The sequence below is a fragment of the Zhihengliuella salsuginis genome, assembly GCF_014651715.1.
In the GTDB taxonomy this organism is placed as follows: Bacteria; Actinomycetota; Actinomycetes; order Actinomycetales; family Micrococcaceae; genus Zhihengliuella; species Zhihengliuella salsuginis.
In genome coordinates this window covers 36,027-57,420 of sequence record NZ_BMXK01000004.1, presented here as the reverse complement: position 1 = coordinate 57,420, position 21,394 = coordinate 36,027, and the positions used below count along the sequence as shown (strand labels likewise).

Genomic DNA, 21,394 nt, shown 5'->3' with positions numbered 1-21,394 from the left:
CTCCGATGGAGACGTTCTTCCTGACCCTGTACGTCCTGATCTGGCCGGTCCTGGTGGCCGGCGTCCTGTTCGGGATCGCCCGCTCGTTCCTCCGCGAATGGGCCACGGCCCGGCGCGAGGGGCGCCGCCTGATCTAGGCGCGCTCCCGGCACGGCAGCGGCCCGCGGATCCTCCCTCAGGGAAGGATCCGCGGGCCGCTGGCTAGGGCGGTGCGGCTGGTTCTCAGCGGGGTTTCTTCACACCCGGTACGACGACGGCCGCGTCGCCGAACCGGGCCCGCATCACCTTGACGGCCTCGCGGTTCGCGTCGACGCAGACGAAGCGGCGGCCGAGCGCGTGCGCGGCGGCGCCGGTGGTGCCGGACCCCGCGAAGAAGTCGAGCACCCAGTCGCCCGGCCGCGAGCTGGCCGCGATGATGCGCCGGAGCACGCCGACCGGCTTCTGCGTCGGGTAGCCCGTCTTCTCCCGGCCGGTGGGGGAGACGATCGTGTGCCACCAGACGTCCGTCGGCAGTTTCCCGAGGGCGGCCTTCTCCGCGGTGACGAGGCCCGGCGCCATGTAGGGCTCGCGGTCGACCTCGGCCGAATCGAAGTGGTAGTTCTCCGGGTCCTTCACATACACGAGGATCGTGTCGTGCTTCGCCGGCCACCGGTTCTTGGCGCGGCCGCCGAAATCGTACGCCCAGATGATCTCGTTGAGGAAGCACTCACGGCCGAAGATCACATCCAGCATGACCTTCGCGTAGTGCACCTCGCGGTAGTCGAGGTGCACGTAGAGCGTCCCGTCGTCGGCCAGCAGCCGCCACGCCTCGCGCAGCCGCGGCTCAAGGAAGCCCCAGTAGTCGTCGAACGCGTCGTCGTAGCTGCGCAGCGCACCCCTCAGGGTGGAGTAGGAGACGCCCTTGAAGCCGACCCGGTCTCCCTCGCCGTCGGCCGTCCGAACGCTGGTCGTCGCCTGCCGGGCCTGCTTGCGGCCGGTGTTGAACGGCGGGTCCACGTAGATCAGCGCGAACGACCCGTCCGGCAGGCGCGGCAGCACCTCCGCGTTGTCGGCGTGGACCACCAGGTTCTCGCTCTCGGTGGTCCACTCCGGCTTGGTACGGCCCATGCCTACTGTTCGTCGCGCTTGGTCACGGCTTCGCCGTTGCGGCGGCGGGTGCGCGTCCGACGGCGGCGCGGCTTGTCGCTGCCGGCCTCGACCGGCGGGGTGTCGGCCTCCTCGGCGCGCTGGCCCCGGCCCTCGCCGGTGGCCTCCTTGTTCGGACGGTCCGCGCGGCCGTGGCTGTGGCCGTGGCGGCGCTCGCCCTCCTTGGAGCGCCCGCGCGAGCGCGACGGGCGGGACTCGGAGCCGTGCTTGCCGCCGGTCTCGCCGAGGTCCTCGACCTTCTCGCCCTTCAGGCCCTCGAGCTGGCGCTTGTTGCGCGGCAGCCGGCCCTTCGTCCCCGCGGGGATGTTCATCTCCTCGTAGAGGTGCGGCGACGACGAATACGTCTCCACCGGCTCGCCCTGGTCGAGCCCGAGCGCCTTGTTGATCAGGCCCCAGCGGGGGATGTCCTCCCAGTCGACGAGGGTCACGGCCGTGCCCTTGTTGCCGGCGCGCCCCGTGCGGCCCACACGGTGCAGGTAGGTCTTCTCGTCCTCCGGGCACTGCAGGTTGATGACGTGGGTGACGTCGTCGACATCGATGCCGCGGGCGGCGACGTCGGTGGCGACGAGCACGTCGATCTTCTCGTTGCGGAAGGCGCGCAGCGCCTGCTCGCGGGCGCCCTGGCCGAGGTCGCCGTGGAGGGCGCCGGCCGAGAAGCCGCGGTCCGAGAGCTCCTCGGACAGCTTGGCGGCCGCACGCTTGGTGCGCGAGAAGATGATGGAACGGCCGCGGCCCTCGGACTGCAGGATGCGGGCGACGACCTCGACCTTGTCCATCGGGTGGGCGCGGTAGACGACCTGCCGGATGTCCTTCTTGGTGATGCCGTCGTCCAGGGGGTCGTGGGCGCGGATGTGCGTCGGCTGCGACATGAAGCGGCGCGCCATCGCGATGACCGGGCCCGGCATCGTCGCGGAGAACAGCATGGTCTGGCGGACCTCGGGCACGGCGGCCAGAATCCGCTCGACGTCCGGCAGGAAGCCGAGGTCCAGCATCTCGTCGGCCTCGTCGAGGACCACGATGCGGACGTTCTTCAGGTTCAGGTGCTTCTGCTTGTAGAGGTCCAGCAGGCGGCCCGGGGTGCCGACGACGAGCTCGACGCCCTCGGTGAGCTGCTCGATCTGGGGCTCGTAGGCGCGGCCGCCGTAGATGGTGGCGATGCGGGCGTTGCTGCGCTTGGCCGCCGTCGTCAGGTCCGCAGCCACCTGGACCGCGAGCTCGCGGGTCGGCGCGACGATGAGCGCCTGCGGGGCGCCCGGCGCCGCCAGCTTCTCGAAGCCGTCGTCGCCCGGGGCGACGACGCGCTGCAGAGCCGGGATGCCGAAGCCGAGGGTCTTGCCCGTGCCGGTCTTGGCCTGGCCGATGATGTCGTGGCCGCTCAGGGCCACGGGCAGGGTCATCGCCTGGATCGGGAAGGGGGTGAGGATGTTCTTGTCCGACAGGGAGGCGACGATGTCGCCGCGGACGCCGAAGTCCCCGAAGGTCTGGGTCGGTTCGACCGGTTCGGCGATCTCGATGGTCTCTTCGGTGTTGCCAGTATTGATGGTCAATGAATTCTCATTCGGTTAGGCGCTCGCCGTGGCTCCTCGTGTCGGGAGGCATCGAGCGCGTCCAGCGGAGCCGATCGCGGTCTTCTCGCTTCACGCCGTCGTGCGTTGCTCCGGTGACGTTCCCCTGCGGAAGCGGGGAGCCGCTGGTCGTGCGTGGGCTCGTACGGCACAGTGCGGGCGTGGAGGATTCAGGCAGGTTCGCTGGGAAACGCTGCAAAAAGTATTCGCAAACTCTTACGATCGGGCATCCTTGCCTACGCGGCCAGTCTAACCGGTGGGGGAGCGCATCGCCGACTTCACTCGCTGAGGATCTCCCGGACCTCGAACCGCACCCGCCGGGCCGCGATGTCCGCCTCCGTGAGCTCTACCCGGACGCGCTGGCCCGGCACCGGCTCCAGGCCGTCCCCGCCGTCGAGTTTCGCCGTGATCGCCGGTTCCAGGATCTGGACCATGCCCTCCTCGATGACCACGGCGTCGAAGGCCTCCCCTACGCGTCCGGCCAGCAGCGCGGCCTCGACCGCGTCGATCGCCTGCCGCTCCGCCGCCGAGGCCCGCTGGCCAGAGGCGCCCATGTGCCCGGGCAGTTCGGGAAGCGCCTCGCGGACCCAGCCGGGGACGGGCTCCTCGTGCACCAGGTGCCAGCAGGCGACCAGGACGAACCGGTCGATGAGCCGGCGCAGCGGGGCGGTGGTGTGCGCGTAGGGCGCGGCGATGGCGGCCTGCTCCGTCTCCTCGGGCAGCTCGCCGTCGAACGCGGTGTAGCCGGCGCCGCGGAAGAGGACGGTCGCCGAGTACATCAGGGCCAGTGCGGACGGGTCCTCGATGTCGAGCGAGTCCAGGAACTCGCCGTAGGTCACGCCGTCGTCCCACGGGTGCCCGAGCGCGATGGCCTGCCGGCGGTAGGCCGCGATCTGCTTCGGATCCGGCGCCGGCATGGTGCGCAGGATGCCGACGCCGCCGTCGAGCATGATCCGCGCCGCGGCGATGCCCGTCATGAGCGAGATCTGGGCGTTCCACTCCTCGGCCGGCAGGTTGGACCGGTGCGCCAGGACGTAATGGCCGTCGCCGTTCACCTCGACCTCCTGCTCCGGCAGGCGCAGGCTCGCGCCGCCGCGCTCGCGTTCGCGGCGCAGCCGGGCGCGCCCGACGTCGCGCAGGCCCGCCAGCGTCTCGCCGCCCGGCAGCGAGCCGTTCGAGCGCGCGCCGTCGAGGCCGTCGATCATCTCCTGCACCTGCTCGTAGTGCAGCTTCGCCCGGCTCACGACGACGGCGCGCACCAGGTCCGTCCGCGCCAGGCGGCCGTCCGCGGCGACGTCGAGCGTCCAGACGAAGGCGCTGCGCCGCTGATCGGGCAGCAGGCTCCCGGCGTCCTCGCTGATGATCTCGGGGTGCAGCCCGATGCGCTCGTGGGGCAGGTAGACGGTCTGGCCGCGCAGGCGGGTCTCGGCGTCGAGCGGGCCGCCGTCCTTGACGAACGCCGGCACATCGGCGATCGCGTACCGCACGCGGTACCCGTCGCCGTCGTACTCGATGTGCACCGCCTGGTCGAGGTCCGTGGAGGTGGGCGGGTCGATCGTCACGAATTCGACGTCGGACATGTCGATCGACGGCAGCTCGAACTGCTCGATCGCGCGCCGGGCGTCGGCGAGGGCCTCGTCGCTGAAACCGGTGGGCAGCTCGAGGTCCGTCACGATCGCGCGCAGGGCGTCGACGAGTTCGGACTGGTGTGCGCGGGCGGACAACCCGAGATGTTTGAAGACCACGACGAAAGACTAGCAATGAGCGCGTATAAGGTGGGGCCCATGACCAGAACTCCACAGCCGACGACGCTCGAGCAGTCCCTGTACGGCCTCATGGCCTACCGCGAGCTGACCACGTTCGAGAGGCTGTCCTCGGACGCCCGGTTCTCGCCGACGCTGGCCGACCGGGCCGCGCTCGCCCAGCTGGCCGTCACGGAGTTCGGGCACTTCGAGCTCGTGTGCGAGGCGCTGACGGCGTCCGGCTGCAACCCCGAATCCGTCATGGAGCCGTTCATGGAGATCATCGACGAACTGCACGAGCGGACGCGACCGGGGGACTGGCACGAATCGCTCATGAAGGCCTACGTCCTGGACGCGGTCTCCGCGGACTTCTACCGCGCCGCGGCCGACCGGCTCTCCGACCAGGTGCGGCTCCTGGCCGGGCGGATCCAGGAACTGGACGAGCAGACGGCGTGGTTGACCGGGCGGCTGCGGGCCGACATCGAGGACGAGCGGCTGCGCTCGCGGCTGGCGCTCTGGGGGCGCCGCCTGCTGGGGGAGGCTCTGACGAAGGCGCGGTTCGTCCTCGACACCACCGACCTCGGCGCGCTGCTGGGCCCGGACGAGCGGCAGGAGCTGTTCGCCGACCTCATCAGGAGGCACTCGCGGCGGATGTCGGTGCTCGGGCTCACCGCATAGGCGCCTCCCGCGCGCCATCGCCACGCGGTTCCCTCGGCCTGGGGAACGGGAACGGCCCGCGGTTCCGGTGGAGACCGGGGCCGCGGGCCGTCGTCGTGCTGGAAAGGGGGAGTGAGCCTACTGGGCGAAGCCGACCGGGCGCGGAGCCTCGGAGCCGACCTCGACGTAGCCGATGCTGCCCGTCGGGACGATCACCTGACGGCCCTTGGCATCGGTCAAGGTCAGCAGTCCACCGGCGGCCAGGGCCTCCGACACAGTCTTCGCCACCGCGTCCGGGGTCTGATCCGAGTCCACAACGACTTCGCGGCTGACATTCTGAATTCCGATGCGTACGTCCATGCTTTTAACCTACTTCAGGATTCTTTGGGGAAACGACTGATTCCGCGCCAAGCTAAACGGGACACGAGATCGCTGGCGACGTCCTGTTCCACGTCATCGGCGACTTCGAGCCACGAGCGCGCGGCCACTTGGGCCATCCCGAACAGGCTACGCCCCATCAGGACCGCCTGGGCGCGCGGCAGGGTCGTGTCGCCGGAGATGACGCCGGTGATCTCGTCGGCGATGCGGGCGTTGAAGTCCTCGAACCGGTCGCTGACGTCGGGATCGTTGAGCAGATCGGACTCGAAGATCAGCCGGTACGCCTGGTGCTTGGCGGCGATGAAGTCGAAGTAGGTGCGGATCACCGCGTTGACGCGCTCCTTGTTGTCGGACGTCGACTGCAGTGCCGAGAGCAGCGCCTCGGTGAGCACGCTCAGGTGGTGGTCGAGCAGCGCCAGGTACAGCTCGCGCTTGCCCGGGAAGTGCTGGTAGAGGACCGGCTTGCTCACCTGGGCGGTCTCGGCGATCTCGTCCATCGCGGCCCCGTGGTAGCCGTGTGCCACGAAGACCTGGTGCGCGGCGTCGAGGAGCTGGGCCCGACGCTGTTCGCGGGGCATGCGCGGCGCGCGCCGCTCGGTCGGCGGGGCGTCCGTTCGCCGCCCGTCCGCCGCGTTGCGCACGGAGCCCACGGGTGTGTGTTCCACGGGTGTCCCTTTCTGCCTCGTCCCCCAACGTGCAAGAAATCCGCTGGTCGGCCGGGGATGCGCGGCCGCGTTCAGCGTGCGACTCAGTCTACGCGTCCACCGGGGGCTTGGGGCGCTGCCCGGCGCGCCCTAGAGTTGTCCCATGGAGACCCCGCAGGATGCGCACGCCACGTCAGCCGCCGCCCCCGCCGCACCCGACCCGCTGGTGGAACCGGGCGCGGAGCTGACAGAGGACGAGCTCCGCCGCTACTCGCGCCACATCATCATCCCCGAGATCGGGGTGACCGGTCAGCGCCGCCTGAAGAACGCGAAGGTCCTCGTCATGGGCGCCGGCGGGCTCGGTTCCCCCGCCCTGCTCTATCTGGCGGCAGCCGGCGTCGGGACGCTGGGCATCGTGGACGACGACGAAGTCGACGACTCCAACCTGCAGCGCCAGATCATCCACACCACCTCGCGCATCGGCGTGCCGAAGACCGAATCGGCGGCGGCGGCGATCGCGGACCTCAACCCGGCGACCGACGTCGTGGTCCACAACGTGCGGCTCGACTCCGGCAACGCGCTGGAGATCTTCGCCGGCTACGACCTGATCCTCGACGGCACCGACAACTTCGCCACGCGCTACCTCGTCAACGACGCGGCCGCCATCCTGGGCAAGCCCTACGTGTGGGGGTCGATCCTGCGGTTCGACGGGCAGGTCAGTGTCTTCTGGCGTGGGCACGGCCCGACGTACCGCGACCTGTACCCGGAGGCGCCGCCGGCGGGGACGGTCCCGTCGTGCGCCGAGGGCGGCGTGTTCGGTGTGCTGTGCGCGCAGATCGGCTCGGTCATGGTCGCCGAGGCCATCAAACTCATCACCGGTTCGGGCCGCTCGCTGCTGGGGCGCGTCCTGATCCTCGACTCTCTGGAGATGACGTGGCGGGAGATCCGGGTGAGGCCGGATCCGGAGCTCGTCCAGCCGACCGAGCTGCTTGAGGACTACGGGGCGTTCTGCGGCATCACGGCCGTATCGGCCGACGAAGAGCCGCTGCCCGCCGTCGACGCGCGGCAGCTCGCCGAGCTGCTCGAGCGGCGCGCAGCGGGGGAGGAGGACTTCCTGCTGGTAGATGTGCGCGAGCCCGGCGAGGCCGAGATCGTCTCGATCGAGGGCGCCCGGCTCGCCCCGCGCGGGCTCGTGCTCGGCGGCGAGATCGACCTGCCGCGCGACACCCCGCTGATCCTGCACTGCAAGTCGGGCGGGCGCTCCGGCGAGGTGCTGCGCCACCTCGCGGGCGAGGGGTACGACGACGTCCGGCACCTGGACGGGGGCATCCTCGCCTGGGTGCGTGAAGTGGAACCGGGCAAGCCGGTCTACTAACCAGGCAAGCCGGTCTACTAGGAGGAGTGCGCGCCGGGCGCGTGCGGAGGGCGCCGGCGGGCCCGCCTCGGCGGGAAGCCGGTCAGGCGGTGCGGTGGGGCGCGTGGATCGCGTCGTCCGGCATGGCGGCCGGCTTCTTCGCGGACGCGGCCTGCTGCTTCTGCTTCTTGCGTGCGGCCTTCTTGGCGGCCTCGGCGGCGATGTCCGCGGTGGAGATGCCGAACAGACTCCCCAGCGCCGACTCGACCTCGTCCGAGCGGCCCTGCGCCGCCAGTTCGCGGGCGCGGACGGTCGGCTCGTGCAGGAGCTGGCGCATCATGCGGCGCATGGCGAACTCGACCTCTTCGGCGGCAGCGGTGCAGCCGTGCTGGGCGCGCACGCGCTCGATCTCGGTCTCCAGGACCTGCTGCGTGTGTTTGCGGAGGGCGACGATCGCGGCGTCGGCGGAGCGCTCGCGCTGCTCCGCGGCGAATTCGTCGGCGGCCGTGACGACGATCGACCGGGCCTCCTCGAGGGCGGCCGTCTGCTCCGCGGGGGCGGCCATGCGGACGGATTCGAGCGTGATGACGTCGACCTGCTCGAGCTCCTCGAGCGAGGTGTCGAAGTCGCGGGTCAGCGCGAGGTCGATGGCGACGAGGGGCGCGTCCCCGCGTCCCGCCTCGGCCAGGTCGTCGGCGGTCAGCTGCTGGTCGCCGCCGGAGCAGCCGATGACGATGTCCGCGGCGGCCAGGGCCCCGGCCAGAGTCTCGTCCGTCAGGGCGGTGCCGCCCCGGGTGGCCACGAAGGCCGGCGCGCGGCCGGAGTTGGAGTAGACGAAGACGTTCCCGGCGTGCCGCTGCTGCAGCAGGGACATCGTGGCGCCCGCGTAGGCCCCGGTGCCGAAGACGACGATGTTCTTCTCGGACCAGCGGTCGTCGCGCAGGTCCTCGGCAAGATCGAGGGCGACGGAGACGATCGAGAGGCCCCGGCCGCCGATCGCGGTGTGCGAGCCGACGTCTTTCGCGGTGCGCGAGGCCGTCTGGAAGAGGCGGACGAGGGACCCCGTCGCCGTGCCGGACTCCTGCGCCTCGATGAGGGCGCGGCGCACCTGGCCGGCGATCTCGCGTTCCCCGATGACCGCCGAATCCAGGCCGGCGCCGACGGTGAAGAGGTGGTTGACGGCCTCGTGCCCCGTCAGCGTGGTCAGCGCGGAGGCGACGGTCTGCTCGTCGAGACCGGAGAGTTCGGCGATCTCGGCGATGACGGCCGAGCGGGTGGCCTCGACGTCGTCCTCGGAGCGCGCCTCGGCGTACACCTCGTAGCGGTTGCAGGTCGCCAGCACGACGGCGCCGGCCATCGGGCTGGTCCCGTCGAGCACGCCGGAAGCGACCTCGGACGCGCCGGCGCTGAGGCGGGCGACGGTTTCGAGGTCGACGTCGGAATGGGAGGCTACGAGCGAAACAAAAACCACAGTGCTCCCATGGTATCGCCACTGCCCGCTAAGGTTGCCCTAAGAACTGCCGTGATGATCACCTCCGCGACACGTGTCGTTCACCACGATGCGCCGCGCTGGTGCCCCCTTGATTAGCGCAAAGCAGGGCCGGTTGGCAGAATTGGCCTCATGACCCTGAGCCCCAGCCACCCGTTGATGGATGGCCGAACTGCAGAATCCCCGTTGATCTCCGCCTACCGGGGCCTCAAGCCGTCCCGCCGCCCGGTGTGGTTCATGCGCCAGGCCGGCCGGTCGCTGCCCGAATACAAGAAGGCGCGGGAGGGTGTCGGCATGCTCGAGTCGTGCCTCATGCCGGAGCTGGCCTCCGAGATCACCCTGCAGCCGGTCCGCCGCCACGACGTGGACGCCGGCATCTTCTTCTCCGACATCGTCATCCCGCTCAAGCTCGCGGGCGTCGGCGTCGACATCGTCTCCGGGGTGGGCCCCGTGCTCGACGCCCCGGTCCGCACCGCGGCCGACGTCGCGAACCTGCCGCGCCTCGAGGACTCGGCGCTGGACCCGATCCGCGAGGCCGTCGCCCTCACCGTCGCCGAGCTCGGCACGACGCCGCTCATCGGCTTCGCCGGCGCGCCGTTCACCCTGGCGGCCTACATGGTCGAGGGCCGCCCGTCGCGCGACCACATGGGGCCGCGCACCATGATGCACGCCGATCCCGAGACCTGGGAGGCGCTCTCCGGCTGGGCCGCCGACGTCTCCGGCCAGTTCCTCAAGGCCCAGCTCGAGGCCGGCGCCTCCGCCGGACAGCTCTTCGACTCGTGGGCCGGCAGCCTGGGCCGCGCCGACTACGAGCGGTTCGTCGCCCCCGCCTCGGCGCGGGCGCTCGACGCCGTCCGCGGCCTCGGCGCCCCGCTCGTGCACTTCGGCACGGGCACCTCGGAGATTCTGAAGCCGATGCACGACGTCGGAGTCGACGTGGTCGGGGTGGACTACCGCCTGCCGCTCGACGAGGCCAACCGCCGGCTCGGCGGCGCCGTCCCGCTGCAGGGCAACATCGACCCCGCCCTGCTGACCGCCCCGTGGGAGGTGCTCGAGGCCCACGTCCGCGAGGTCGTCGCGGCCGGCTCCGCGGCCCCGGGCCATGTGGTCAACCTGGGCCACGGCGTCCCCCCGACGACCGACCCCGAGGTCCTGACCCGGATCGTCTCCCTCGTCCACTCCATCGAGTCGTAGGCCGAGCACCGTGAAAACTCCCGCCCGCGCCCCCCGCCCGGCCGCCGCTGTGATCGGCGGCGGCATCTCCGGCCTGATCGCCGCGCGCGAACTGGCCGTGGCCGGCTTCACGGTGACCGTGCTGGAGGCGTCCGACGCCTTCGGCGGCTGCGTCGCGGCGCACGAGGTCGCCGGCCTGACCCTGGACGCCGGCGCCGAGTCCTTCGCGACCCGCACCACCGCCGTCGTCGACCTCCTCGAGGAGCTCGGCCTCGGCGGCGACGTCGTCTACCCGGCCGGTGCCGGGGCCTGGCTGCACGCCGCGGCCGGCGCCCGGCCGCTGCCGCAGACCGGCATCCTCGGGATCCCCGGGGACCCGATGGCGGACGACGTGCGGGCCGTCATCGGCCAGACCGCCGCCCTGCGGGCCGCCGCCGACCTCGCCATGCCCGTGGGCAGGTCGCTGGCCGAGGGCACGATGAGCCTCGGCGAGCTCGTGCGCCACCGGATGGGCCACACCGTGCTCGACGAGCTGGTCACCCCGGTCGTCTCCGGCGTGCATTCCGCCGACCCGGACACCCTCGACGTCGACGCGGTCGCCCCCGGGCTGCGCGCCGCCGTCGTCGAGCACGGGTCGCTGGCGCGCGCCGTCGCGTCCCTGCGCGCCGCGGCGCCTGCGGGTTCCGCCGTGGGCGGGCTCGCCGGCGGCATGAACCGGCTGACCGCCGCGCTCGTCGCCGAGCTCGCGGACCGCGGCGCCGAGCTCAAACTCGGCGCCCGCGTCACCCGCATCGGACGGGACGACGACGGCTACACTCTCTCCATCGGCGAGCCGGACGAGGCCGTGACCGCGAACCGCGTCGTCGTCGCCACCGACGGGCCGGTGGCCGTCGACCTGCTGGCCCGGCTCGACCCGGACCTCGCCGCCTACCGGCCCGAGCCCGGCGCCGGCGTCTCGCTCGTGACCCTCGTGCTCGACCGGCCGGAGCTCGACGGCGAGGAGTCGGGCGGCGGGCCGCGCGGCAGCGGTGTGCTCGTCTCCCCGGACGCGCCCGACGTCGTCGCGAAGGCCCTGACGCACGCGACCAGCAAGTGGGGGTGGCTGGCGGACGAGGCCGGCCCCGGGACCCACGTGCTGCGCCTGTCCTACGGGCGCCTCTCGGAGGCGAAGGCCGCGATCGCCGACGCCGAGGACGCGGCCCTGTTCGCCACCGCGCTCGCCGACGCCGCCGCCCTCCTCGGCGTCGACCTCGCGGAGCAGGACGTGCTCGGGTGGGACGTGGTCCGCTACGCGGGAGCCCTGCCGTACGCGACGACCGGGCACAAGCAGCGGGTCGCCGGCTTCCGCGCCGCCCTCGACGCGTTCGAGGGGCTGGACGCCGTGGGCGCCTGGCTCTCGGGGACCGGCCTGGCCGCCGTCGTCGCCGACACCCGCGCGAGGACCCGCATCAGCGTGAGCTAGCGCATCGAGAACTTCCCACCGAATTCCCTGTCACTAGAAAGAGGCACCATGAGCGAGAACCGTTCGAACAGCCCCGTCCTCGCGGACCGCGAGCGGGAGGGCGACACCCTGCACTTCACCCTCTGGACGGTCTTCAAGCGCGACTCCGATCTGGACCGCTCCGAGGGCGTCGCCGCGTTCGAGGCGCTCGTCGCCGAACTCGCCGCCGACGGCATCACCCTGCGCGGCGCCTACGACGTCTCCGGCATGCGCGCCGACGCCGACGTCATGGTGTGGCTGCACGGGCCCGCCGCCGAGGACCTGCAGGAGGCCGTGCGCAAGATCCGGCGCACCTACCTCTTCGCCGAGACCTCGATCGTGTGGTCGGGCATGGGCGTGCACCGCGAGGCCGAGTTCGCCAAGACGCACTCGCCGGCCTTCGCCCGCGGTGTCGAGTCGAAGGAGTGGATGACGGTCTACCCGTTCGTCCGCTCGTACGACTGGTACCTGCTGGAGCCGGAGGAGCGCGGCAAGATGCTGCGCGACCACGGCATCCTCGGCCGCGACTTCCCCGAGATGAACGCCAACACCGTGGCGGCCTTCGCACTCGGCGACTACGAGTGGATGATCTGCCTCGAGGCGCCCGTCCTCATCGACCTCGTCGACATGATGCGCCACCTGCGCTACACCGAGGCCCGCCACCACGTGCGCGAGGAGATCCCGTTCTACACGGGCAGGATGATCAGCTTCGCGCAGGTCGCGGAGGTGCTGCGCTGATGAGCCGGGTCTCCGAGGAAACCACCGCCGGAGCCAGCGGCCTCGGCTACGACGCCATCCTCCTCGCCTCGTTCGGCGGGCCGGAGGGCCAGGACGACGTCATCCCGTTCCTGCGCAACGTCACCGCCGGCCGGGGGATCCCGGACGAGCGGCTCGAGGAGGTCGCCACCCACTACCGGGCCAACGGCGGCGTCAGCCCGATCAACGAGCAGAACCGCGACCTGCTCGCCGCCCTCGAGGGCGAGATCGCCGGACGCGACTGGCACCTGCCGCTCTATTGGGGCAACCGCAACTGGGACCCCTACCTCCCCGAGACGCTGCAGCAGATGCACGACGACGGCCACCGCCGGGTGCTCATGCTCGTCACGAGCGCCTACGCCGGCTACTCCAGCTGCTGCCAGTACCGCGAGGACATCGACCGGGGCCTCGAGAAGACCGGCCTGACCGGCAGCCTCGAGATCGTCAAGATCCCGCAGTTCTTCCACGACCGCGCCTTCATCGCCCCCTTCCAGGAGGCGCTTGCCACCGGCATCCGGGACGTCCGCGCCCAGCTGGCCGCCAAGGGCGAGCCCGACGCGCAGCCGAAGATCGTCTTCGTCACGCATTCGATCCCGACGGCGATCGCCGAGGCGCAGGGGCCCGACCACGTGAAGGAGGAGTACGGCACGGACGCCTACTCCGCCCAGCACGAGGCCGTGGCCCGGACCCTGATGCGGACCGTCCCGGAGGCTGCCGGCTTGGAGCACACGCTGGTCTTCCAGTCCCGCTCCGGCGCCCCGAGCACCCCGTGGCTCGAACCGGACATCAACGACGCCATCGAGGAGTACGCGGCGGCCGGCACGCGTGCCGTCGTGGTGATGCCGATCGGCTTCGTCTCCGACCACATGGAGGTCAAGTGGGACCTCGACACCGAGGCGCGGGACACCGCCGCCGAGCTGGACCTGGCGTTCCACCGCGCCCCGACCCCCGGCACGCACGCCGCCTTCGTCTCCGGCCTCGTCGACATCGTGGCGGGCCAGTTCGCCGGCGCCCGCAGCCCGGAGCAGGGCACGCAGGAGGTCCCGGGGAAATGGGGCGACATCTGCTGCGTCACCGGCTGCCGGCCGCGCCTGACCGCGCGCTCCGGTTCGGGACGCCCGGCGGGTGCGGACGCCGGTTCCCCGGCGCCGGGGTCCGAGTCGCGATGAGCGTCTTCACCGTCGGCACGCGCGGTTCCGCCCTCGCGACGACCCAGACCGGCCACGTCGCCGAGGCCCTCGCCGCGCTCTCCGGCCTGACGCCCGAGACGGTCCTCGTCAAGACCGAGGGGGACGTCACCTCGGGCCCGCTGGCGCAGCTCGGCGGCACGGGGGTCTTCGCCGCCGCCCTGCGCGTCGCGCTGCTCGAGGGCCGCTGCGACCTGGCCGTGCACTCGCTCAAGGACCTCCCGACCTCCCAGCCGGAGGCGCTGGTGCTCGCCGCCATGCCCGAGCGCGTCGACGTCCGCGACGCCCTCTGCGCGCGGGACGGCCTGACGCTGGAGGCCCTGCCGGAGGGGGCGACGATCGGCACCGGGTCGCCGCGGCGCTCGGCGCAGCTGAAGTACGCGCGTCCCGACCTCGAGATCGTGGACATCCGCGGCAACGTCGGCACGCGGCTCGGCCGCGTCAAGGGCTCGCCGCAGCAGGCCGACGACGGCGGTGTCGGCCGGGTCGCCCAGGGCGACCTCGACGCCGTCGTGCTGGCCGCGGCCGGGCTCGAGCGCCTCGGGCTGCAGGAGCACATCACCGAGTACCTCGACCCGGCCGTGATGCTGCCGGCGCCCGGTCAGGGCACGCTCGCGGTCGAGTGCCGCCCCGAGACCGTCGCCGCGCCCGGTTCGGCCCTCGCCGCGGCGCTCGAGCAGCTCGACGACGACGCCACGCGCCTGGCGGTCACCAGCGAGCGCGGCCTGCTGGCCCAGCTCGAGGCCGGGTGCGCGGCCCCGATCGGCGCGCTGGCGCGCATCGAGGGCGAGACGCTCGTCCTCGACGCCGTGGTGTGCGCGCCCGACGGTTCCGACGTGATCCGCCGCTCCGCCAGGACGCGCGAGCTCACCGTCGACGGCGCCCGAGCACTCGGAGTGGAGCTGGCCGAACTGCTGCTGCGCGAGGGCGCGGCCGACCTGGCCGGGCTGTAGCCGTGGCCGCAACCCAGCCGCTCCGGGGACGGGCCGCGCTGCTGCTCCGCGCCCCGGACCGGGCGGCCAGCACGGTCGACGAGCTGGCCGCCCGCGGGGCGCGCACGGTGCTGTGCCCGCTGATCGACTTCGAGCTGCCGGCCGACACGTCCGCGCTCGACGCCGGCCTGCGCCGGCTGCTCGACGGCGGGTACGACTGGATGGTGCTGACGTCCATCACGACGATCCGGGCGTTGAAGCAGCGGTGCGAGGCGCTCGGGCTCGAGTTCTCGATCCCCGGCGGCACCTCGCTGGCGGCTGTGGGCGAGGCCTCGGCGCGCGTGGCCCGCACCGAGGGGCTCAGCGTGGACTTCGTCCCCGAGGACAAGTCGGCGGCCGGGCTGGTGGCCGAGCTGCCCCTGGAGGGGGGAGAGCGGGCGTTCCTGCCGCAGGCCGACATCGCCGCCGACACCCTCGAGGCGGGCTTGAGCGGGCGCGGGGTGCGCGCCGACGTCGTGATGGCCTACCGGACCGTCGACGCCCCGGCCGACCCCGGGCGGCGCCTCACGGCCACGCTCGCCGTCGGCACCGGGACGCGGCCGGCCGACGCCGAGACGTGGGGCCCGGAGCGGCTCGCGCACGGGCTGGAGCAGATCGACGCCGTCCTGTTCACCTCGCCGAGCATCGTCCGCCGCTTCGCCGACGTCGCGGGGACCGGGTACGGCGGGCTGGCGGTCGCCATCGGCGAGTCGACCCGGGCCGAGCTGGAAGAGCTCGGCTTCGCGCGCATCGCGACCTCCGGGGAGCCGACGCCGGCCGCCATGGCCGACGTCTGGGAGGCCGACCTGGTCGGGGCCCCAGACCACAGGATCCACGGATCGGGCACGGACGAGACCGTGCGGGAACCAGAGGAGAAGAGATGAGTTTTCCAGCCAACCGGCCGCGCCGGATGCGCACCAGCAAAGCGATGCGGCGGCTCAACGCCGAGACGATGCTCGCGCCGCAGCAGCTGATCCTGCCCGCGTTCGTCCGCGAGGGCCTGGCGCACCCGAACCCGATCCAGTCGATGCCGGGCGTCGTCCAGCACACGCCGGAGACCCTGAAGCGGGCCGCGTCCGAGGCGGCCGAGCTGGGCCTCGGCGGCATCATGCTCTTCGGGATCCCCGCCGTGCGGGACGCGACCGGCACCGCCGGCACCGACCCGGACGGCGTCCTGAACCGGGCGATCCGCGATGTCCGCGCCGAGGTCGGCGACGAGCTGATCGTCATGAGCGACGTCTGCCTCGACGAGTTCACCGACCACGGGCACTGCGGCGTCCTGGCCGCGGACGGGACCGTCGACAACGACGCGACGCTCGAGATCTACGCCGAGATGGCCGTCCGCCAGGCCGAGGCCGGGGCGCACGTCCTCGGGCCCTCCGGCATGATGGACGGCCAGGTCGCCGTCATCCGGCAGGCGCTCGACGAGGCCGGGTTCGCGGACACCGCGATCCTCGCCTACGCGGCGAAGTACGCGTCGGCGTTCTACGGCCCGTTCCGCGAGGCCGTCGACTCGCAGCTGATCGGGGACCGCCGCACGTACCAGATGGACGCGGCCAACCGCCGCGAGGCGATGTACGAAGTGGAACTGGATCTGGCCGAAGGGGCCGACATGGTCATGGTGAAGCCGGCCATGAGCTACCTCGACATCCTCTCCGACGTGGCGGAGATGTCGCCCGTGCCCGTCTCCGCCTACCAGATCTCCGGCGAGTACGCGATGATCGAGGCGGCCGCCGCGAACGGCTGGATCGACCGCCGAGCCGCCATCACCGAATCCGTGCTGGGCATCCGCCGCGCCGGCGCAGACACCGTGCTGACCTACTGGGCCGCCGAGCTCGCGGGTTGGCTGAAGGAAGGAAAGTAACCGCATGACCGTCTCCGACGACCTCTTCGAACGCGCCCGCACCCTGATGCCCGGCGGCGTGAACTCGCCCGTGCGGGCCTTCGGCTCCGTGGGCGGCAGCCCCCGCTTCATGGTCGGCTCCGACGGCCCCTACCTGACCGACGCCGACGGCAAGGACTACGTCGACCTGGTCTGCTCGTGGGGCCCGATGCTCCTCGGCCACAAGCACCCGGCGGTGCAGGAGGCCGTGCACTCCGCGGTCGACCGCGGGCTCTCCTTCGGCACGTCGACCCCGGACGAGTCGGCCCTGGCCGAGCTCGTGATGCAGCGCTTCGGCGGCGTCGACCGCCTCCGCATGGTCTCAACCGGCACCGAGGCCACCATGACGGCCGTGCGCCTCGCCCGCGGCTACACGGGGCGCGACCTGATCGTGAAGTTCGCCGGCTGCTACCACGGGCACCTCGACTCGCTGCTGGCCTCGGCCGGCTCCGGCGTCGCGACCATGGCGCTGCCCGGCTCCGCCGGAGTCACCGAGGCGACGGCCGCCGAGACCCTGGTCGTGCCCTACAACGACCGCGCCGCCATCGAGGCCGTCTTCGCCGAGCACGGCGACAGCATCGCCGCGGTCATCACCGAGTCCGCGCCGGCCAACATGGGCGTCGTGACCCCGGGGGAGGGGTTCAACAAGTTCCTCCTCGACACCGCCCACGCCCATGGCGCCCTGCTGATCGTCGACGAGGTCCTCACGGGCTTCCGCGCCTCGGACGCCGGCTACTGGGGCCTCAGCGGACGCGTCGAGGGGTGGACCCCGGACCTCTTCACGTTCGGAAAGGTCATCGGCGGCGGCCTGCCGACCGCGGGCCTGGGCGGCCGGGCCGAGGTCATGGACCACCTGGCGCCGACCGGCCCGGTCTACCAGGCGGGGACCCTTTCGGGGAACCCGATCGCCATGGCCGCGGGCGTCGCGACGCTCACCCACGCCACACCCGAGGTCTACGCCCAGATCGACGCGCTGAGCCTCGAGCTCCAGCAGGCCGTCTCCGGGGCGCTCAACGCCGAGGGTGTCGACCACTCGATCCAGACGGCCGGCAACCTGTTCTCCGTCTCGTTCGGCACGAGCGAGCGCGGGGTGCACGACTACGCCGACGCGCAGGCGCAGGAGGCCTTCCGCTACGCTCCGTTCTTCCACTCCATGCTGGACTCCGGGGTCTACCTCGCCCCGAGCGTCTTCGAGGCGTGGTTCCTCTCCGCCGCCCACGACGACGTCGCCATGCAGCGCGTCTACGACGCCCTGCCGGCCGCGGCCAGGGCGGCCGCGGCGGCGACCCCGGCCTGACGCGGGCCCGCAACACGACGACGCCCGGGCGCCCTCCACGCAGGAGGGGGCCCGGGCGCTCGCGTACGCGGGGAAGACGAACGGCGCGGCGGGACTCCTCTCGGAAGGCCGCCGCGCCGTTCGTCGTACCGCGGGGCGGGGTCAGCTGGCCTCGGTGGGGGTGACGTCGCCGTTCGGCCAGGTCTCCTTGATGTACTCCTTGACCTCGTCGGACTGCATGAGCTCCTCGAGGGTCTCGATCGCCTCCGTGGACTCGCCAGCGCGCCAGGCCAGGAAGTTCGCGTACTGGTTGTCGGCCGAGACGTCCTCGACCAGCAGGGCGTCAGCGGTCTTCATGCCGGCCTGCAGCAGGTAGTTCCCGTTGAGGATGGCGAGGTCGATCTGCGGATCACCGGAGATCTGGACCAGGACCTCGGGCTGGTTCTCCTCGAACTCCAGGCCCTTCGGGTTCTGCTCGTCCGTGATGGAGAGCGCGGTGGTTTCGTCGTCGATGTCCTGCAGCAGGCCGGCCTCCTCGAGGAGGTAGAGGGCGCGGAGCTGGTTGGCGGGGTCGTTGGTGATGGCAACGACGCCGCCGTCGGGGATGTCCTCGACCGTCTCGTGCTTCGAGAAGGCGGAGTACGGCTCGATGTGGATGCCGGCGCCGTGCTCGAACTCGTAGCCCTTGGTGGCCATCTGCTCTTCGAGCCACGGCAGGTGCTGGTAGTAGTTGACGTCGATGCTGCCCTCGTCGAGTGCGATGTTCGGCGTCTGGTAGTCGTCGAACTCCTGGATTTCCAGGTCGATGCCCGCGTCGGCGGCGAGGTTCTCGTCGACGTACTCGAGGATTTCAGCGTGGGGGACCGGAACGGCGCCGACCTCCAGAATCGTGGCGCCGGCCTCATTGGTGTTCTCCTCGGCGCTGGGGGTGTCTCCACCGCAAGCCGTCAGCGCGAAGAGGGCAACGGCACCCGTTGCCGCGAGCGAGAGCTTCTTACGCATAATCTGCGCATCCTTTACTTTCCGGCCCGCCGGATGAGGGCGGGCAGATGGTGCAGCCAGCGGCTACTAGCTGCAGACCGCCAGTTGGTGGCGGAAAACTGGGATCAGCGGTGGTCGACCCGTCGGGTCAGCCAGTCGCCCGTTGCCTGGACGGCCTGGACGATGATGACAATGATCACAATCGTGACGATCATGACCTGACTGTCGAAACGCTGAAAACCGTAATTGTAGGCGAGGCGGCCCAAACCGCCTCCGCCGACGATGCCAGCCATAGCCGAGTATCCGATGACTATGACGACCATCGTCGTAATACCCGCCATGATCCCGGGCATGGCCTCCGGCAGCAGCACCTTCCGCACCACTTGGAACCGCGAGGAGCCCATGACGAGTGCGGCATCGATCTTGCCGGAGGGGATGTCGCGCAGGGCCGTCTCGACCAGCCGGGCGAAGAAGGGCACGGTGCCGATCGTGAGCGACACGCACGCGGCGTAGGGGCCGATGCCCGTGCCGACGATCCACTGCGTGAACGGGATGAGCGCCAGCATCAGGATCGCGTACGGGATCGAACGGGTGATGTTGACGATGAGACCGGAGAGGATGGCGCTGATCCAGCGGACCGGTGTCAACCCGCCGGGGGCGGTGAGGAAGAGTACGACGCCGAGCGGGATGCCGATGACGATCGTTGCTGCGGAAGCGATGACCATCATGATCAGGGTCTCGATGATGGCGTCGGGAAGCGCGGTGGTGATGCCCGGGTTCTCGAGCAGCGAGGTCAACCAGTCCATGGTTCAGGCCTCCTTGACGGACACGGCGATGCCGGAAGCGGTCAGGTGTGCGGTCACGGCGTCGATGTCGACTCCGACGGGCAGATGGATCCGCAGGTGGGCGAACTGGGCGCCACCGAGGTCCTCCACGGAGCCGGCCAGGACGTTGACGTCGATATCGAATTGACGCGCCAGGGTCGAGATGACCGGGTGGACGGCGTCGGCACCCGAATAGAGCAGATCCATGATCGTCCCCGGCGGCAGGTCCTGCGGCATCTCGCCCGGGAGGGGGAGGAGCGCGTGCGAAAGGCGGCCGTCGATGTCGGCGACCACCTCGGAGATCGGGCCGTGCTCGACGATCTTGCCGGCCTCAAGCAGGGAGACGGAGTTGCAGGCCTTCTTCACGACGCCCATCTCGTGGGTGATGATCAGGACGGTGATCTCCAGGCGGTCGCGGACGTCCTTGATGAGCTCGAGGATCTCGTCCGTCGTCTTCGGGTCCAGCGCGCTCGTCGGCTCGTCGCACAGCAGGACGTCAGGATCGGTGGCGAGCGCGCGGGCGATGCCGACCCGCTGCTTCTGGCCGCCGGAAAGCTGGGACGGGTAGGCATTCGCGAACTGGGTCAGGCCAACGAGATCGAGGAGGTTGGACACCTTGTCCTTGATCTTCGACCGCTTCGTTCCCAACAGTTCGAGGGGGTAGGCGACATTCTCGGCCGTCGTCCGCGAATCGAAGAGGTTGGCGTGCTGGAAAACCATGCCGATCTTGCGACGGGCCGAGAGCAGCTCACGGTCGCTGACGCCCGCGAGTTCCCGCCCGTCGACGGACACGGAACCCGAGGTCGGGCGGTCGAGCAGCGTGAGGCACCGGACGAGGGTCGACTTGCCGGCGCCGGAATGACCGATGATTCCGTGGATGTGTCCTTTGGCCACGCTCAGGGAGACGCCGTCGAGCGCCACGACTTCGCGGCTGCCCTGACGGTACACCTTGCGCAGATCGGTGATGGTGATCAAATGAGTCCTCAGGAGAGTAAGAAAATGTTTCGTCCCATTGAATCATTCACGACCTGCCGATTATTACGGAGGGCGTAACCAATCGACACCTGCGGGGTGAAACGCGCCCGAGTGTGTGCTAGTCGACAGCTGGCGCCGTGTGTGGCGCCTTTGAGTCCTAGAACGAGGGTTTCAGCGGCCAGGAACCGTCGACGACGGCGTCAGGGGTCTTGCGCCGGAGGAATTCCTGGAAGTTCGCGGCCCACGCCTGCTGCCAGTTCACCTGGGCGGCGTGCAGCTCGAAGGGGTCGATCCGGACTTCCGCGTAGCGGGCGGCGATCGCGTCGGCGACGCCGACGGTCGCCGCTGCGTCTGCGAGCGAGGTGTGCGCGTTGTTCAGGGGCACCTGGTAGAACTCGGCCATGGCCGCGAGCGTGCGCTTGCCGCGCCGGTACTTGTCCACGTGGCGGTCGATCACGAGCGGGTCGATGACCGGGGCCGGGGTCAGCGGCTCAACGGAGTGCCGGGCGGCCTCCCGGTTCAGAACGGTGAAGTCGTAGCTCGCGTTGAAGGCCATGACGGGCATCGTCGCGAAGAGGTCCCGCAGGTGCGCTGCGATCTCCGCCACAGCGGACGCGGCCGGCTGCCCCTCGGCGCGGGCCTTCTCCGTCGTGATGCCGTGGACGGCCGCCGCGGCCTCGGGAATCTCGACGCCGGGGTCGACGAGCCACTCGCTGTGGTGCACGATCTCGCTCTTGCCGTTGACCACGATGACGGATGCCGTCACGATGCGCGCCGTCTCCGGGTCCGTGCCCGTCGTCTCGAGGTCGAATGCCGCACGAGGCAGCCCGTTCCAAGTTGTGCTTCCCGCCTGAGTCATGCTGCCAACGGTACCCGCGCCCACCCGCGAAATGGGAAACGCGCCGCGGCCGTCC

At 71.1% G+C, this 21,394-nt stretch carries 21 protein-coding genes; 11 read left to right on the top strand and 10 right to left on the bottom strand.

Features of this window, described 5'->3' with window-relative positions; translation table 11 throughout:
* Positions 1-5: 5 nt before the first annotated feature.
* Positions 6-137 (top strand): putative transporter small subunit, encoded by a 132-nt coding sequence (locus tag IE069_RS15570; RefSeq protein ID WP_229790965.1) that lies wholly within the window; start codon positions 6-8, stop codon positions 135-137.
* A gap of 85 nt (positions 138-222) precedes the next feature.
* On the opposite strand, the gene IE069_RS05160 is transcribed toward IE069_RS15570, so the two are convergent.
* The 3 genes from IE069_RS05160 to IE069_RS05150 form a co-directional block, all read right to left on the bottom strand.
* Positions 223-1,107 carry a DNA-methyltransferase gene (locus IE069_RS05160; protein ID WP_189349058.1) on the bottom strand — a complete coding sequence of 295 codons (885 nt, stop codon included), beginning with the start codon at positions 1,105-1,107 and terminating at the stop codon, positions 223-225.
* Positions 1,108-1,109: 2 nt separating this feature from the next.
* A complete protein-coding gene (locus IE069_RS05155) occupies positions 1,110-2,687 on the bottom strand; it encodes a DEAD/DEAH box helicase (protein WP_229790977.1) in 1,578 nt (525 codons plus the stop codon).
* Positions 2,688-2,989: 302 nt separating this feature from the next.
* Entirely contained in the window at positions 2,990-4,456 is a 1,467-nt protein-coding gene (locus tag IE069_RS05150) for an RNB domain-containing ribonuclease (RefSeq protein ID WP_189349057.1), read from the bottom strand.
* Between the two features lie 39 nt (positions 4,457-4,495).
* On the opposite strand from IE069_RS05150, the gene IE069_RS05145 reads away from it, so the two are divergent.
* Positions 4,496-5,131, top strand: a complete 636-nt coding sequence (locus IE069_RS05145) for a ferritin-like fold-containing protein (protein ID WP_189349056.1) — start codon at positions 4,496-4,498, stop codon at positions 5,129-5,131.
* A 117-nt stretch (positions 5,132-5,248) separates the two neighbouring features.
* Here the strand turns inward: IE069_RS05145 and IE069_RS05140 are convergent, their stop codons facing one another.
* Positions 5,249-5,470 (bottom strand): DUF3107 domain-containing protein, encoded by a 222-nt coding sequence (locus tag IE069_RS05140; protein WP_189349055.1) that lies wholly within the window; start codon positions 5,468-5,470, stop codon positions 5,249-5,251.
* A gap of 14 nt (positions 5,471-5,484) precedes the next feature.
* Positions 5,485-6,066, bottom strand: coding sequence for a TetR/AcrR family transcriptional regulator (locus IE069_RS05135; RefSeq protein WP_189349254.1), 582 nt, complete (start codon positions 6,064-6,066; stop codon positions 5,485-5,487).
* 229 nt (positions 6,067-6,295) lie between these two features.
* On the opposite strand from IE069_RS05135, the gene moeB reads away from it, so the two are divergent.
* Positions 6,296-7,507, top strand: a complete 1,212-nt coding sequence (gene moeB, locus IE069_RS05130) for a molybdopterin-synthase adenylyltransferase MoeB (RefSeq protein ID WP_189349054.1) — start codon at positions 6,296-6,298, stop codon at positions 7,505-7,507.
* An 82-nt stretch (positions 7,508-7,589) separates the two neighbouring features.
* Here moeB and IE069_RS05125 read toward each other — a convergent pair whose 3' ends face one another.
* Positions 7,590-8,957, bottom strand: coding sequence for a glutamyl-tRNA reductase (locus IE069_RS05125; RefSeq protein ID WP_189349053.1), 1,368 nt, complete (start codon positions 8,955-8,957; stop codon positions 7,590-7,592).
* A 150-nt stretch (positions 8,958-9,107) separates the two neighbouring features.
* Between IE069_RS05125 and hemE the strand changes: the two genes are divergently transcribed.
* From hemE to hemL, 8 genes are read left to right on the top strand one after another with little or no spacing between them, the layout of a single operon-like run.
* On the top strand, positions 9,108-10,169 hold the full coding sequence (gene hemE, locus IE069_RS05120; RefSeq protein WP_189349052.1) for a uroporphyrinogen decarboxylase: 1,062 nt from the start codon (positions 9,108-9,110) through the stop codon (positions 10,167-10,169).
* Between the two features lie 10 nt (positions 10,170-10,179).
* Positions 10,180-11,610, top strand: coding sequence for a protoporphyrinogen oxidase (hemG, locus tag IE069_RS05115; protein WP_189349051.1), 1,431 nt, complete (start codon positions 10,180-10,182; stop codon positions 11,608-11,610).
* A 48-nt stretch (positions 11,611-11,658) separates the two neighbouring features.
* A complete protein-coding gene (gene hemQ / locus IE069_RS05110) occupies positions 11,659-12,366 on the top strand; it encodes a hydrogen peroxide-dependent heme synthase (protein ID WP_189349050.1) in 708 nt (235 codons plus the stop codon).
* Positions 12,366-13,553: a ferrochelatase gene (locus IE069_RS05105; RefSeq protein ID WP_189349049.1), complete on the top strand. Its 1,188-nt coding sequence runs from the start codon at positions 12,366-12,368 to the stop codon at positions 13,551-13,553. Before hemQ ends, IE069_RS05105 begins: the two co-directional genes overlap by 1 nt.
* Positions 13,550-14,524, top strand: a complete 975-nt coding sequence (gene hemC, locus IE069_RS05100) for a hydroxymethylbilane synthase (protein ID WP_189349048.1) — start codon at positions 13,550-13,552, stop codon at positions 14,522-14,524. Before IE069_RS05105 ends, hemC begins: the two co-directional genes overlap by 4 nt.
* A gap of 2 nt (positions 14,525-14,526) precedes the next feature.
* Positions 14,527-15,426: a uroporphyrinogen-III synthase gene (locus IE069_RS05095; protein WP_189349047.1), complete on the top strand. Its 900-nt coding sequence runs from the start codon at positions 14,527-14,529 to the stop codon at positions 15,424-15,426.
* Positions 15,423-16,406, top strand: coding sequence for a porphobilinogen synthase (gene hemB / locus IE069_RS05090; protein WP_189349046.1), 984 nt, complete (start codon positions 15,423-15,425; stop codon positions 16,404-16,406). Before IE069_RS05095 ends, hemB begins: the two co-directional genes overlap by 4 nt.
* Positions 16,407-16,410: 4 nt before the next feature.
* Positions 16,411-17,721, top strand: a complete 1,311-nt coding sequence (gene hemL, locus IE069_RS05085; protein ID WP_189349045.1) for a glutamate-1-semialdehyde 2,1-aminomutase — start codon at positions 16,411-16,413, stop codon at positions 17,719-17,721.
* Positions 17,722-17,862: 141 nt separating this feature from the next.
* Here the strand turns inward: hemL and IE069_RS05080 are convergent, their stop codons facing one another.
* The 4 genes from IE069_RS05080 to IE069_RS05065 form a co-directional block, all read right to left on the bottom strand.
* Complete coding sequence (locus IE069_RS05080; protein ID WP_189349044.1) at positions 17,863-18,702, bottom strand: MetQ/NlpA family ABC transporter substrate-binding protein; 840 nt, start codon at positions 18,700-18,702, stop codon at positions 17,863-17,865.
* A 104-nt stretch (positions 18,703-18,806) separates the two neighbouring features.
* Positions 18,807-19,487 (bottom strand): methionine ABC transporter permease, encoded by a 681-nt coding sequence (locus IE069_RS05075; RefSeq protein WP_189349043.1) that lies wholly within the window; start codon positions 19,485-19,487, stop codon positions 18,807-18,809.
* 3 nt (positions 19,488-19,490) lie between these two features.
* Positions 19,491-20,480 carry a methionine ABC transporter ATP-binding protein gene (locus IE069_RS05070; protein ID WP_189349042.1) on the bottom strand — a complete coding sequence of 330 codons (990 nt, stop codon included), beginning with the start codon at positions 20,478-20,480 and terminating at the stop codon, positions 19,491-19,493.
* A gap of 157 nt (positions 20,481-20,637) precedes the next feature.
* Positions 20,638-21,339, bottom strand: coding sequence for a 3'-5' exonuclease (locus IE069_RS05065; RefSeq protein ID WP_189349041.1), 702 nt, complete (start codon positions 21,337-21,339; stop codon positions 20,638-20,640).
* Positions 21,340-21,394: the final 55 nt, after the last annotated feature.